The sequence below is a fragment of the Streptomyces purpurascens genome, assembly GCF_045040895.1.
Classification (GTDB): Bacteria; Actinomycetota; Actinomycetes; order Streptomycetales; family Streptomycetaceae; genus Streptomyces; species Streptomyces purpurascens.
In genome coordinates this window covers 4486126-4498406 of sequence record NZ_CP108341.1, presented here as the reverse complement: position 1 = coordinate 4498406, position 12281 = coordinate 4486126, and the positions used below count along the sequence as shown (strand labels likewise).

The window sequence follows — 12281 nt, the reverse complement described above, 5'->3', positions numbered from 1 at the left end:
GCCGACGGGACCGGTCAGCGGACGGTCTCCAGGGTCTCCGAGGCGCCCAGGGACTCGGCGATCTCGGTGACGGCCTCCGTCGACATCAGGCGCAGCTCCTTCTCGCTGACGCCGAGGTCGTCGAGGATCTGGGGGTCGCCGACCGGGCCGTGCGGGACGGCGTCGGCGGAGCCGGTCGCCCTGGCGCCGTCGTCGTCCTCGTCCTCGTCGGATTCACCGTCCTCGGTGCCGTCGAGGTCGAGGGCGTCCAGGTCGTCCCCGTCGTCCGGATCGCGGCCGAGCAGCTCGTCGGTGAGCAGGATCTCGCCGTAGCTGCTGCGGGCAGCGGCTGCGGCGTCCGAGACGTAGATACGAGGGTCGTCCTCGCCGTCCACGCGGACGACGCCGAACCAGGCGTCCTCCTGCTCGATGAGCACGAGCACCGTGTCCTCGTCGGGGGAGGATTCACGGGCCAGGTCGGCCAGATCCGACAGGGTTTCCACATCGTCGAGCTCTGTGTCGCTCGCTTTCCACCCGTCTTCGGTGCGCGCGAGCAGTGCGGCGAAGTACACCGTGACTCTCCCACTGGTCATAGGCGTGCCGGTTGGGGGTCCCCCCGGCGGAGGTTGAGGGCGGGGAGTGCTCGTCCGAGCCCCGCCCACTCGGAATCGTGGCAGAAACAAGGCGTTCAGGGGACGTCTTCGGCACCCTGTGTCCGGCAGTTTTGATCGCACGCTCGTTGCCGCCACCTGCGGATCGTACGCGGCTTTCCCCCACTGCACGCACGGTCACCGCGACAACGCCCGCGCGGTTCGTGATCTTCTCCGACGGTTTCCTCACCCGTTTCCTACCGGCGGAACACGCGCGGGTCCCACGGTCGGACGCGTGCGGCTCCTGGTGGCGAACGCGCCCGGGTCCCACCGGCGGAACGCGTGTGGGTCCTACCGGTGAAAGGCGTCCCGGTCCCGCGGGCGGACGGGTCGGGGCGCCACAGGCAAACCCGTGCGGTGCTGTCGGTCGACGCGGGCCGGTGTTACCAGCGGAACGTGCGCATGCGCATGGCGTGTCGCAGGCGGGCCGTCTTGGCGCGGCGGGGCTGGACGCGGTCGCGCAGTTCGCGGGCCTCGGCGAGGTCGCGCAGGAAGCGGGCGCGGCGTCGGCGGCGCTCGGCGGAGGACACGTCCGGCTCGTCCGTCCGGCCGGCTGCCGGGTCCGCCCCGGGCCATGCGCGCGGCGACAGATCTTCTCGGGAATCCCGGTCGGGCATCTGGCTCATCACCCCCAGTTCGTCCTTCCCGCCTTCCCCCGGACGAGCGATTGACGCCGGTGAACGGGTGACAGCCCGCCGACGGGCTTGCCGTGCGCCCCGGCTCACCCGGCCCGGCTACTGTTGTGGACATGCGTCTCCACGTCGTCGACCACCCACTGGTCGCCCACAAGCTCACCACGCTGCGCGACCAGCGCACCGACTCCGCGACCTTCCGCCGTCTCGCCGACGAGCTGGTCACCCTGCTCGCCTACGAGGCCACGCGCGACGTGCGCACCGAGCTGGTCGACATCCGGACGCCGGTGGCCACGACCACGGGCGTCAAGCTCTCCCACCCGCGCCCCCTGGTGGTGCCGATCCTGCGGGCCGGGCTCGGCATGCTGGACGGCATGGTCCGGCTGCTGCCGACCGCCGAGGTGGGCTTCCTCGGCATGATCCGCAACGAGGAGACGCTCGAGGCCTCCACGTACGCGACGCGGATGCCGGAGGACCTGTCGGGACGTCAGGTGTACGTGCTGGACCCGATGCTCGCCACCGGCGGCACGCTGGTCGCGGCGATCCAGGAGCTGATCAAGCGCGGCGCCGACGACGTGACCGCCGTGGTGCTGCTGGCCGCCCCGGAGGGCGTCGAGATCATGGAGCGCGAGCTGGCCGGCACCCCGGTGACGGTCGTGACCGCCTCGGTCGACGAGCGCCTGAACGAGCACGGCTACATCGTGCCGGGCCTCGGCGACGCGGGCGACCGGATGTACGGCGCGGCGGAGTAAGGACCTCCGAGCCCCTCAGCAGCCCTTCTTCGGCGTAGGCGCCGGCTCGGGCCTGGCCAGCTTGGTCAGGGCCCGGTCGGCGTCGGGCCTCTTCGCCAGTTCCTTGAAGCCGTCGCCGATGACGAGGTCGACCGCGGCATCCTTGCGGGCCGCCTCGGTACGCCGTTCGGCGTCCGGGAGCTGGGTGCCGAGCACGGGCAGCGACGTGTCGAGGGCGGTGGCGGGGCCGAGCAGCACGCCGGTTCCCTTGACCTTCTTGTCGTACTGCTTGGTCGCGTTGCCCACGTCGCCGATCTTGAAGCCGCGCTTCTTCAGCTCGTCGGCGGTCTTCTTCGCCAGGCCGCCGCGGGTGGTGGCGTTGAAGACGTTGACCGTGATCGTGCGCGGCTCGGGCAGCGCCTTCGCGGCGGGCGAGGCGCTCGCCTTGGTCCTGGGGGCGCAGTCCGTGCCGTTGCCGGCTGCCGAAGCCTTTCCGCCGCCGCCGGTGAAGACATCGATGAGCTGCAGCGTGCCCCAGCCGCCCACGCCGAGCACGGCGACGGAGGCGACGACCACGACGACAAGCCGCCCGCGCCGCCGGGGGCCCCGCATCCGGGGGTACTTGTTGCCCGTGATGCGGTACTTGCCGCCCATGCCGGGGGGAGTCAGCATGCTCATGAACGCAGCGTAGTGCGCCTGGGCGACGATGCCTACTAGATGATCATTCGACATCGCCCAGACGAACCAGACGAACCCGAAAGGGCCAACCCGTTACCGGCGAGGGGTCAGTCGAGTTCCAGCACGCGCGCGTGCAGCACCTGGCGCTGCTGGAGCGCCGCCCGCACCGCGCGGTGCAGGCCGTCCTCCAGGTACAGATCGCCCTGCCACTTCACGACGTGCGCGAAGAGGTCGCCGTAGAACGTCGAGTCCTCGGCGAGGAGGGTCTCCAGGTCCAGCTGCCCCTTGGTCGTCACGAGCTGATCGAGGCGGACCGGGCGCGGCGCGACGTCCGCCCACTGCCGGGTGCTTTCCCGGCCGTGGTCGGGGTACGGCCGGCCGTTTCCGATGCGCTTGAAGATCACACGGAAAGCCTACCGGGCAAGACGTTCCGGGCGCAGCCATGGCGCCGTAGTGCGACGCTGAAAAAAACCCCACAAGGCGGTACGAACCGGGAACAGGGGCGTGAATATGCCGGACCGCGAGACCATGCCGTCGGCCCCGGCTCCGGAAGTGTCGGAGCGCGCTGCCGCCCTCCCCCAGGAGGCCCTGAAGATCGCCTCCGGCTACGCCTTCTCCGGGCCCGCCCTGCATCTGGGCGCCCTGCTCTGGGACGGGCGGTGCCTGCCGGACGCGCAGATCCGGGTGCCGCTGGCGATGCTCAACCGCCACGGCCTGGTCGCGGGCGCCACCGGGACCGGCAAGACCAAGACGCTCCAGCTGATCGCCGAGCAGCTGTCCGCCCAGGGCGTGCCCGTCTTCCTCGCCGACATCAAGGGCGATCTCTCCGGGATCGCGGCGCCGGGCCGTTCGGACGCCCGGGTCGAGGGCCGGGCCCACGACGTCCACCAGCGCTGGACGGCGACGGGTTTCCCGGCGGAGTACTACGCCCTCGGCGGCATCGGCCGCGGCATCCCCGTCCGGGCCACGGTCACCGGCTTCGGCCCGGTGCTGCTGTCCAAGGTGCTGCGGCTGAACCGGACTCAGGAGCAGTCCCTCGCCCTGATCTTCCACTACGCCGACACCAAGGGCCTGGAGCTGATCGACCTCAAGGACCTCAGGGCGGTCGTGACCTTCCTGACCTCGGACGAGGGTCGGCAGGAGCTGAAGACGATCGGCGGTCTGTCGGCCGCGACGGCCGGGGTGATCCTGCGGTCCCTGACGGCCTTCGAGGCGCAGGGCGCGTCCGGTTTCTTCGGGGAGCCGGAGTTCGACACGGCCGAGTTGCTGCGGACGGGTGAGGACGGACGCGGCATCGTCTCGGTCCTGGAGCTGAACGCCGTACAGGACCGGCCGCAGCTGTTCTCGACCTTCCTGATGTGGCTGCTCGCCGACCTCTTCCACGACCTGCCCGAGCTGGGCGACGTCGACAAGCCCCGGCTGGTCTTCTTCCTCGACGAGGCGCATCTGCTCTTCGACGACGCCTCCGAGGCGTTCCTGGAGTCGATCACGCAGACCGTGCGCCTGATTCGCTCGAAAGGGGTCGGCGTCTTCTTCGTGACGCAGACTCCGAAGGACGTACCGGCCGATGTCCTCGCCCAGCTCGGCAACCGCGTCCAGCACGCGTTGCGCGCCTTCACCCCCGACGACCAGAAGGCCCTGAACGCCACGGTGAAGACGTTCCCGAAGTCCCCCTACGACCTCGAAGAGGTGCTGACCAACCTGGGGACGGGCGAGGCGGTGGTGACGGTGCTGAGCGAGAAGGGCGCCCCGACGCCGGTCGCCGCGACCCGGCTGCGCGCGCCCGAGTCCCTGATGGGTCCGGTCGGGCAGGAGGCCCTGGACCGGGCGGTCGAGGAGTCGCCGCTGTACGAGCGGTACGCCCGGGCCGTGGACCGGGAGTCGGCGTACGAGCGGCTGACGGACGACCGGGGCGGCCGGGGCGGCCGCGGGGCGAAGGGGCCGGACGAGATGCGTGATGTCACCGCCCCGGTGGAGGAACGGGCGGAGGAACGTGTGGAGGAACGGCCGTCCGCCGTGGAGCAGGTGGTCGGCAGTGGGGTGTTCAAGTCCCTGGCCCGGTCCGTGGGGACGCAGATCGGGCGGGAGATCACGCGGTCGCTGTTCGGGACGGCTCGGCGTTCGGGGCGGCGGAGGCGGTAGTTCTCTGTGCGGCCGCCGCCTCCGCCGCCGCGGGTGGATCAGCCGCGGTCTCGTTCCTTCGAGGGCTGCTGCGGCTTCCGCGTGTCCGGCTGGGAGTGGGGCTTGGGGGCGCTGCGCACGGCCTCCGCGCGCAGCAGGGCGCGCAGGACCGCGTACGGGTCTTGAAGCATGGCTGTTTCCTCGTCGTTCCTCGTCGTTCCTGTTCCGTGCGGGGCTGAGGGACCGGTGTCCGGTCGGGTCAGCAGCGCAGGACCTCGGAACGCGGGGGGCGAGGGGCGTGCGGCGGGCCCGGCGGTACGGGCGCGGGGCGCGGCGCGGTGTACGCGGGCCCGGGGGCCGGGAGCGGGGCGGGGCGCAGCGGGACGGCGGTGCGCCGGGCGGCCCGGGCCGACGGGCGCAGGGCGGTGTCGAGGACGTCGCACTCGACGGCCGTGCTCTCCCCGGAGACGGTGGTCGTCGGCCCCGTGTGCGCCTCGGCGTGCGCGCCCGGGAGGAGCAGGGCGAGCAGCAGGACGAGCACCCGCGGCCACGCGCTCCGGCGCGTGCCGCGGGGGACCGGCTGCGGTGCCGCGGGGGTCACGGGAGGTCGTTCCCCGTCGCGGGTGGGGTGTGACCGTGAGGCATGGTCCATGCTCGGACCGGGCCGGAGCGGCCCGCCACCCGGGACGGGCCAGGAGGCTGACGCCTGCTTGCCGGCTGTTACTCGCCGGCGGCCTTCGCGGCCTTGGCCGCCGCCTTCATCTCCTGCTTGTGCGCCCGTACCTTGACCAGCGACTCGGGGCCGGTGATGTCGGCGACGGAACGGAAGGACTGCGGCTCGCCGTAGGAGCCCGCGGCCTCCCGCCATCCGTCCGGCCGCACCCCGAGCTGCTTGCCGAGCAGGGCGAGGAAGATCTGGGCCTTCTGCTTGCCGAAGCCCGGCAGCCCGGCCAGCCGCTTCAGCAGCTCCTTGCCGGTGCCGACGTCCTTCCAGACGGCCTCGGCGTCACCGTCGTAGTGCTCGACGAGGTACTGGCACAGCTGCTGGATCCGCTTGGCCATGGATCCCGGGTAGCGGTGCACGGCCGGCTTCTGCGAGAGCAGCGCGGCGAAGGCCTCGGGTTCGTGCGCGGCGATCTCGTGCGCGTCCAGGTCGTCCGTGCCGAGCCGCTGGGCGATCGTCGCCGGACCCTTGAACGCCCACTCCATCGGGACTTGCTGGTCCAGCAGCATCCCGACCAGTGCGGCGAGCGGACTGCGGCCGAGCAGCGCGTCGGCCTCGGGGTCCTGGGCGAGGTGAAGAGTGACGTCCATGCCCCGATCATCCCCCGGTCGGGGCCCGGCCGCGTCCCCAGCCCGCTAGGACGCGCGCCAGTACCCCAGCGCGTGCACCCGCTGCCTGGGCAGGCCCAGTTCCTTGCGTACGTACGCCGCCAGGGTCCGGGTCGTCGCCGTGTCGCAGGCGATCCAGACGTACGGGTCCAAGGCGCCCTGCAGCAGCCCGGGCAGGTCCGTCTTCACCCGGTCGACCAGCTGGGCGCCGGAGTCCTGGCGCGGCACATGGCGCAGCTCGTGCCGGGCCGGGTCGGTGCGGAACGGCAGGTCCTCGCCGCCGCCCTCGAACCAGACGGTGGCCGGGGCGGAACCCAGGGCGTCCAGCAGGGAGTTGATGGCCGGCAGCGAGGCCGGGTCGCCGACGGCGAAGACGTGCGAGGGCGCGGGGCTGGGGTGCTCGAAGCCGGTGCCCTGGACGGTCGCCTCGACGGTGTCGCCCGACTCGGCGGTCCTGGCCCAGTCGCTGGCGCACCCCTCGTGCAGGGCGAACTCCAGGCTGAAGGTGCCGGTCTCCGGGTCCGGGTCGACCAGCGTGTAGGCCCGCTGGTGGGGCTTGCCCGCGTTGTCGAACCACAGCCGGACCCACATGGTCGGATGGACGCCGGTCGCCGCCAGCAGACCGCCGTCGGTGAAGGAGAGCCGCCGGTAGTCCGCGGTGACGTCCTGCGCGCCGGTCACGGTGAACACGAAATCCTTCGCGCGCAGCAGCTTGAGGACCGCGCCTTCCCAACCCCGCCCCTGCCCCATCGCTTGTTCACCCTTCACGTACTATTCCGCCACGATCAACTTAGGCAAGCCTAACCTAAAGAACAGAAGGAGCACAGCGTGGTCACCGAGATCTACCGCGATGCCTGGGGCATTCCGCATCTGCGCGCGGGCAGCGCGGCCGAACTCGCCCACGCGCAGGGCCGTGTCACCGCCCGCGACCGGGCCTGGCAGCTGGAGGTCGAGCGGCACCGGGCCCAGGGCAGCTCGGCGTCCTTCCTCGGCGAGAGCGCTCTGGCCTGGGACCGGTTCGCCAGACGGGCCAGACTCGACGACACGGCCAGACGCTGCTTCGAGGAGCTGGAGAGACGGGACCCGGAGACGGCCCAGTGGGTGCGGGCGTACGTCGACGGGGTCAACGCGGGGCTGGCGGAGGGAGCCGGGCCCGCCCCCGAGTTCGCCCGCACCGGCCTCACCCCCGGCCCTTGGCACCCCTGGACCCCTCTCGGCGTCTGGCTCGCCACCCACATCCTCTTCGCCGGGTTCCCGGCCAAGCTCTGGCGCGAGCAGGCCCTGGCTCACCTGGACGCGGACGCCATCGGCCTGTTCGCCACCGACGGTCCCGGCACCTCCGGCTCCAACGGCTGGCTGGTGAGCGGGGAACGGACCGTCACCGGGCAGGCGGTCATCGCCGGCGACCCCCACCGCTGGATCGAGGATCCGGGCGTCTACCAGCAGATCCATCTGTCCTGCCCGGAGTTCGACGTCGTGGGCCTGGCCGTCCCCGGTGTCCCCGGCATCGCCCACTTCGGCCACACCGGCTCCGTCGCCTGGGCGATCACCAACGCCATGGCCGACTACCAGGACCTCTTCCGGGAGCGGCTGCGGCGCACCGGGGCCGGCGTGGAGGCCCTCGGCCCGGACGGGGTCTGGCACCGGGCGGCCCGGCACACGGAGACCGTCGAGGTGGCGGGCGAGGAGCCGGTCGAGGTCGAGGTGATCGAGACCGACCGGGGTCCGGTGGTCATCGGCGGCCCCGAGGGGCTCGACGGTGATCCGGCCGACCCGGCCGACCCCCTCGGCGTGCCGGTGGCGATCAGCCTGCGCTACCCGCCCCGCGTCACCGGCGACCTCGGCTTCGGCGCCCTGCTCCCGCTGCTGCGGGCCCGCCGGGTCGCCGACGTGGACCGGGCCTTCGACCGGTGGGCCGAGCCGGTCAACGTCGTCCAGGCCGCCGACACCGAGGGCGGTGTCCTGCACCGCGTGGCCGGGTGGGTGCCGCTGCGCGCCGAGTCCAACCGCATGCGCGTGGTGCCCGCCTGGGAGCCCGGCCACGAGTGGCACGGCCGGCACGAGACGCCCCGCGCCGGGCTCACCGACGGCGTCGCCGTCATGGCCAACCAGCGCGGCCCGGCCGAACCCCTGGGCGTCGAGTTCGCCCCGCCGCACCGCGCCGGCCGCATCGCCGCGCTGCTCTCCCGCAAGGAGCGCTGGTCCGCCGCCGACATGCCCGCGATCCACACGGACACCCACCTCGCCTCGGCGGGCCCCCTGCTGGATCACCTCCAGGCCCTCGGCGGCCTCACCCCCGAGGCCGCCGCCCTCCGGGGCCGGCTCCTCTGCTGGGACCGCCGCATGGACGCCGGCAGCGCCGACGCGGCCCTCTACGCGGCCGTGCGCGCAGCGGTCGTACGACACCTGGCGGCGCACCCGGCCTTCGCCGCGCTCGCCGTACCACCGGCGTACCCGGAGGTGTTCCAGCCCTGGCTGGCCCTGATCCCGCGCGTCGGCTTCGCCCTCGAACACCTGCTGAGGGCCGAGGACCTGTACGGGATCGACCGCCCGGCGGCCGTCCGCGCGGCGGTCGAGGAGGTGGCCGAGCGGCCCCCGGCCGGTGTCTGGGGCGACACCCACCGGCTCACCCCCTGGCAGCCGTTGCGGCCCGGGACGCCGTACGACGAACCGGCGCTGTCCGGCGACCACGACTGCGTGCTGTGCACCTCGGGCGTACCCGGCCTCACCGACCGCGCCGCCCGCGGCCCGGCGGCCCGTTACATCTGGGACCTGGCCCGGCGCGACGACAGCCGCTGGGTGGTCCCGCTCGGCGCCTCGGGCGTCGCCGGCTCGCCCCACCACCGCGACCAGCTCTCCCGGTGGCTCGCCGGAGACCTCGTCCCGGTCGTCACCGACTGGACCCTGCTCAGGAAGGAAACCGATGTCTGACCCGTACGCCTCCCGCACGGCCGTCCACGAGCAGGCGACCGACGGCTTCGGCACCGTCCGCGTCCTGCCGCTGGACCCGGAGGCCGACGCGCGCGTGATCCACCGCTGGGCCGGCGAGGACCGGGCCGCCTTCTGGGGCATGAACGACCTCACCGAGCGGCAGGTGGCCGAGACCTACGCCCACCTGGACACCCTCGCCACCCACCACGCCTTCCTCGTCGTCCGGGACGGCGAGCCGGTCGCCCTCCTCCAGACCTACGAGCCCGAGGCCGACCGCGTCAGCGAGTGCTACGACGTCCGGCCCGGCGACATCGGCGTTCATCTGCTGCTCGCCCCCGCCGGCCCGGGCGGCACAATCTCCGGCTGGACGGCCCGGCTGGTGGCGGCCATCGCCCGGTACGTCCTGCTGGGCCTGGGCCGACGGCGGGTCGTGGTCGACCCGGACGTGCTCAACGAGAAGGCCGTCAGCCGCTTCCTCAAGCTGGGCTTCACGGCGGGGCCGGTGGTCGTCCTGCCGGAGATCGACCTCCCGGACGTGTACCTGCCGGAGAAGAAGGCCCAGCTCGCCTTCCTCGACCGGGAAGTACTCTTCCCCGGGTGACTCCCGACGAGCTCATCGCCCACTACGCACTGGAGCCGATCCCACGCGAGGGCGGCCTGTTCCGGCAGACCTGGGCCGGTCCCGAACGCCCCGACGGCAGACCCGAGGGCACGGCGATCGTCGCGCTCCTGACAGCGGACTCCTTCTCCGCCCTCCACCGCCTGCCGACCGATGAGATCTGGCACTTCTACCTGGGCGATCCCCTGGAGCTCCTCCTGCTCGCCCCCGACGGAAGCACTCGGACGGTGGTGCTGGGCCCGGACGTCCTCGGCGGCCAGCACGTCCAGTTCACGGTCCCGGCAGGTACGTGGATGGGCGGAAGGACCCACGGGCAGTGGACCTTGTTCGGCTGCACGATGGCGCCCGGCTTCACGTTCGAGGGCTATGAACACGGGGATGAGCGGGAGCTGACGGCGCGTTTCCCGACAGAGGCTGATCGGATCGCGGAACTGTCACGTACATAGGGGCGCGGGGAACTGCGCGAACAAGCCCCACCCGCCCGCAGCCGCCTCACCACACACGCCAACCACCCCGATGAGCGTTACACCCTTCTCATCCGTACGTATCCGGAAGCCGTACAGCCCGACCCCGGAGAACCACGTGGACCCACGGCGGAACGAGGAGCGCGATGTCGGACACCCCCGGCGAGTCCAAGCCCTGGTGCTGCTCGGCACCGTGCTGGTCCTGCTCCTCCTCAGCGGAGCTCCCGCCTCGGCCCACGCAGCCCTCCGCACCACCACCCCTGACGATGGATCCGTCGTCACACAAGGCCCCCGCAGCGTCACCCTGACCTTCACCGAATCCGTAGGCCTGCTCGACGACTCCTTCCGGGTCTTCGGCCCCGACCAGCGCCGCGTCCACACCGGCGAGGCCACCCACGCGGACGGCCGCTCCGACACGGCCCGGGCCGGCCTGCCCGGGAAGCTCGCCCAGGGCACGTACACGGTGGCCTGGCGGGTGGTGTCCGCCGACAGCCACCCGGTCTCCGGCGCCTTCACCTTCTCCGTCGGCAAACGGTCCGCCACGACCACGCAGATCGACACCGGCCCGGACGAGGACCCGCTGACCGGCGGCCTCTACGACGCCGCCCGCTACCTCGCCTACCTCGCCGCCGCGCTGCTCGTCGGCGCGGCGGCGTTCGCGCTGCTGTGCCGGCCCGCGGACCGGTCCCCGCTGCGCAGGCCGCTGGTGACGGCCTGGTGGACGCTGCTGGGCTCGACGGTCGTCCTGCTCCTGCTGCGCGCCCCGTACGAGGCGGGCGCGGGCCCGGCGTCGGCCTTCGACGCCTCCGCCCTCGGCCGCACCCTGACCAGCCGCCCGGGCCTGGCCCTGCTCGCCCGGCTGGCCGTTCTGCTGCTGACCGCCGTCTTCCTGGTGTGGCTGTCCAGGCGCCGGGACGGCCGGGACCGCCGGGATCCGGTGGCGCTGGCGGCGGGCACGGCCCTGGCCGTCGGCCTGGCCCTGACCTGGGCGGCGGCCGAGCACGCCTCCGCCGGGATCCAGGTGCCGCTGGCGATGACGTCGTCCGTGCTGCACCTGCTGGCGACCGGGGTCTGGCTGGGCGGCCTCGTGGCCCTGCTCCTGACCCTGCGCCGCTCGTCCGCCGAGGACCTGACGGAGGTCGTGCCCCGCTTCTCCCGTATCGCCTTCGCCTCGGTGACGGTCCTGGTCGTCACCGGCGTGTACCAGTCCTGGCGCGGCCTCGGCTCCGTCTCCGCGCTGAGCGGCACGCCGTACGGCCGGCTGCTCCTCGCGAAACTGGTCGCGGTGACCGCGCTGGTGATGGCGGCCGGGTACTCACGCCGCTGGACGGCACGCCTCGCGGCACCGGCGACCGCCCGGACGGTGGCCGTACGCGAACGGGTCGCGCAGCCGGTCGGCGCCCCGCTGCCGCCGGAAGCGACCGCAGAGCCCGGGACGCCGGACGCCGGGGAGCCGGAGCAGCCGGAGGCGCCGGCCCCCGAGCCGGGGGACGGGAACGGGGACGAGTGTCGGCGTGGTCTGCGCCGCTCCGTCCTCATCGAGGTCGCCGTCGCCGCCGTGGTGCTGCTGATCACGACCCTGCTCACCACCACCCTGCCGGGCCGCGCGCAGGCCGAGGCCGCGCAGCAGGCCCCGGCGGGCGCGCTGCCGCCCACGACCCTGGTCACGGTGCCCTACGACACGGGCACGGACTCCGTGACCGGCAGCGGCACGGTGCAGGTCACCGTGGACCCGGCCCGCGTCGGCGAGAACGGCGTCCAGGCCGTGGTCTACGGCTCCGACAAGGGCGTGATCGTCATCCCCGAGGTCCGTGTCACCTTCACCCTGCCCTCCCGGAAGGTCGGCCCGATCGACGCCGAACTGGCCGACGTGGGCGGCTACTGGAGCACCAACTCCGTCAACCTGCCCCTCCCCGGGACCTGGACGATGAAGACGACCGTGCGGGTGTCGGACGTCGACCAGGTGACGGTGTCGAAGCAGGTGCGCGTCGCGTCCTAGACCCCGCGGGTGCGACCGTGCGGTCCGGCGCGTGCGGCCCGGCGTCGGCCGAGGGCCCGTTCCTTCACCAACTCCTTCCCGTGCAGCCCCCGTTGTCCGGCCAGAGGTTCCGTGTTCCACTGGATCTTTTCTGGCACATCGGTCA

At 72.9% G+C, this 12281-nt stretch carries 14 protein-coding genes; 6 read left to right on the top strand and 8 right to left on the bottom strand.

Annotated elements, in window-relative coordinates; genetic code table 11:
• Nucleotides 1–14 precede the first annotated feature (14 nt).
• Both OHU35_RS20485 and OHU35_RS20480 read right to left on the bottom strand, forming a co-directional pair.
• Nucleotides 15–551, bottom strand: coding sequence for a hypothetical protein (locus tag OHU35_RS20485; protein ID WP_189727367.1), 537 nt, complete (start codon nt 549–551; stop codon nt 15–17).
• Nucleotides 552–1012: 461 nt separating this feature from the next.
• Nucleotides 1013–1246 carry a hypothetical protein gene (locus OHU35_RS20480; RefSeq protein ID WP_189727368.1) on the bottom strand — a complete coding sequence of 78 codons (234 nt, stop codon included), beginning with the start codon at nt 1244–1246 and terminating at the stop codon, nt 1013–1015.
• Between the two features lie 131 nt (nt 1247–1377).
• Here OHU35_RS20480 and upp point away from each other — a divergent pair, with 131 nt between their 5' ends.
• Nucleotides 1378–2013, top strand: a complete 636-nt coding sequence (upp, locus tag OHU35_RS20475) for a uracil phosphoribosyltransferase (RefSeq protein WP_193482977.1) — start codon at nt 1378–1380, stop codon at nt 2011–2013.
• Nucleotides 2014–2028: 15 nt separating this feature from the next.
• On the opposite strand, the gene OHU35_RS20470 is transcribed toward upp, so the two are convergent.
• Together OHU35_RS20470 and OHU35_RS20465 are read right to left on the bottom strand one after the other, a co-directional pair.
• On the bottom strand, nt 2029–2646 hold the full coding sequence (locus tag OHU35_RS20470) for a LytR C-terminal domain-containing protein (protein ID WP_405509286.1): 618 nt from the start codon (nt 2644–2646) through the stop codon (nt 2029–2031).
• 131 nt (nt 2647–2777) lie between these two features.
• Nucleotides 2778–3074 (bottom strand): type II toxin-antitoxin system VapB family antitoxin, encoded by a 297-nt coding sequence (locus tag OHU35_RS20465; RefSeq protein ID WP_003999914.1) that lies wholly within the window; start codon nt 3072–3074, stop codon nt 2778–2780.
• A 106-nt stretch (nt 3075–3180) separates the two neighbouring features.
• On the opposite strand from OHU35_RS20465, the gene OHU35_RS20460 reads away from it, so the two are divergent.
• Complete coding sequence (locus OHU35_RS20460; RefSeq protein WP_405509284.1) at nt 3181–4812, top strand: helicase HerA-like domain-containing protein; 1632 nt, start codon at nt 3181–3183, stop codon at nt 4810–4812.
• A 38-nt stretch (nt 4813–4850) separates the two neighbouring features.
• Here the strand turns inward: OHU35_RS20460 and OHU35_RS20455 are convergent, their stop codons facing one another.
• The 4 genes from OHU35_RS20455 to OHU35_RS20440 form a co-directional block, all read right to left on the bottom strand.
• On the bottom strand, nt 4851–4982 hold the full coding sequence (locus OHU35_RS20455; RefSeq protein ID WP_267943305.1) for a hypothetical protein: 132 nt from the start codon (nt 4980–4982) through the stop codon (nt 4851–4853).
• Between the two features lie 68 nt (nt 4983–5050).
• The gene (locus tag OHU35_RS20450) at nt 5051–5392 is read right to left on the bottom strand and encodes a hypothetical protein (protein WP_189727302.1); all 342 of its coding nucleotides are present in this window, start codon (nt 5390–5392) and stop codon (nt 5051–5053) included.
• A gap of 119 nt (nt 5393–5511) precedes the next feature.
• The gene (locus tag OHU35_RS20445) at nt 5512–6105 is read right to left on the bottom strand and encodes an HhH-GPD-type base excision DNA repair protein (protein WP_189727303.1); all 594 of its coding nucleotides are present in this window, start codon (nt 6103–6105) and stop codon (nt 5512–5514) included.
• A gap of 45 nt (nt 6106–6150) precedes the next feature.
• Entirely contained in the window at nt 6151–6873 is a 723-nt protein-coding gene (locus OHU35_RS20440; RefSeq protein WP_189727370.1) for a siderophore-interacting protein, read from the bottom strand.
• 78 nt (nt 6874–6951) lie between these two features.
• Here OHU35_RS20440 and OHU35_RS20435 point away from each other — a divergent pair, with 78 nt between their 5' ends.
• The 4 genes from OHU35_RS20435 to OHU35_RS20420 all read left to right on the top strand — a co-directional run bounded on the left by OHU35_RS20435 (nt 6952) and on the right by OHU35_RS20420 (nt 12136).
• Nucleotides 6952–9054, top strand: a complete 2103-nt coding sequence (locus OHU35_RS20435) for a penicillin acylase family protein (RefSeq protein ID WP_189727304.1) — start codon at nt 6952–6954, stop codon at nt 9052–9054.
• A complete protein-coding gene (locus OHU35_RS20430; protein ID WP_189727305.1) occupies nt 9047–9655 on the top strand; it encodes a GNAT family N-acetyltransferase in 609 nt (202 codons plus the stop codon). Before OHU35_RS20435 ends, OHU35_RS20430 begins: the two co-directional genes overlap by 8 nt.
• A complete protein-coding gene (locus OHU35_RS20425; protein ID WP_189727306.1) occupies nt 9652–10119 on the top strand; it encodes a cupin domain-containing protein in 468 nt (155 codons plus the stop codon). The genes OHU35_RS20430 and OHU35_RS20425 overlap by 4 nt, the downstream gene beginning before the upstream one ends.
• Before the next feature lie 196 nt (nt 10120–10315).
• Nucleotides 10316–12136 (top strand): copper resistance protein CopC, encoded by a 1821-nt coding sequence (locus tag OHU35_RS20420; RefSeq protein ID WP_189727371.1) that lies wholly within the window; start codon nt 10316–10318, stop codon nt 12134–12136.
• The last annotated feature ends 145 nt before the right edge of the window (nt 12137–12281 follow it).

What these genes read in the sequence shown, in the direction of transcription:
- upp (WP_193482977.1), top strand. Translation starts at nt 1,378, where the DNA reads ATGCGTCTCCACGTCGTCGACCACCCACTGGTCGCCCACAAGCTCACC.
- OHU35_RS20445 (WP_189727303.1), bottom strand. Translation starts at nt 6,105, where the DNA reads ATGGACGTCACTCTTCACCTCGCCCAGGACCCCGAGGCCGACGCGCTG.
- OHU35_RS20480 (WP_189727368.1), bottom strand. Translation starts at nt 1,246, where the DNA reads ATGCCCGACCGGGATTCCCGAGAAGATCTGTCGCCGCGCGCATGGCCC.
- OHU35_RS20440 (WP_189727370.1), bottom strand. Translation starts at nt 6,873, where the DNA reads ATGGGGCAGGGGCGGGGTTGGGAAGGCGCGGTCCTCAAGCTGCTGCGC.
- OHU35_RS20455 (WP_267943305.1), bottom strand. Translation starts at nt 4,982, where the DNA reads ATGCTTCAAGACCCGTACGCGGTCCTGCGCGCCCTGCTGCGCGCGGAG.
- OHU35_RS20470 (WP_405509286.1), bottom strand. Translation starts at nt 2,646, where the DNA reads ATGGGCGGCAAGTACCGCATCACGGGCAACAAGTACCCCCGGATGCGG.
- OHU35_RS20460 (WP_405509284.1), top strand. Translation starts at nt 3,181, where the DNA reads ATGCCGGACCGCGAGACCATGCCGTCGGCCCCGGCTCCGGAAGTGTCG.
- OHU35_RS20430 (WP_189727305.1), top strand. Translation starts at nt 9,047, where the DNA reads ATGTCTGACCCGTACGCCTCCCGCACGGCCGTCCACGAGCAGGCGACC.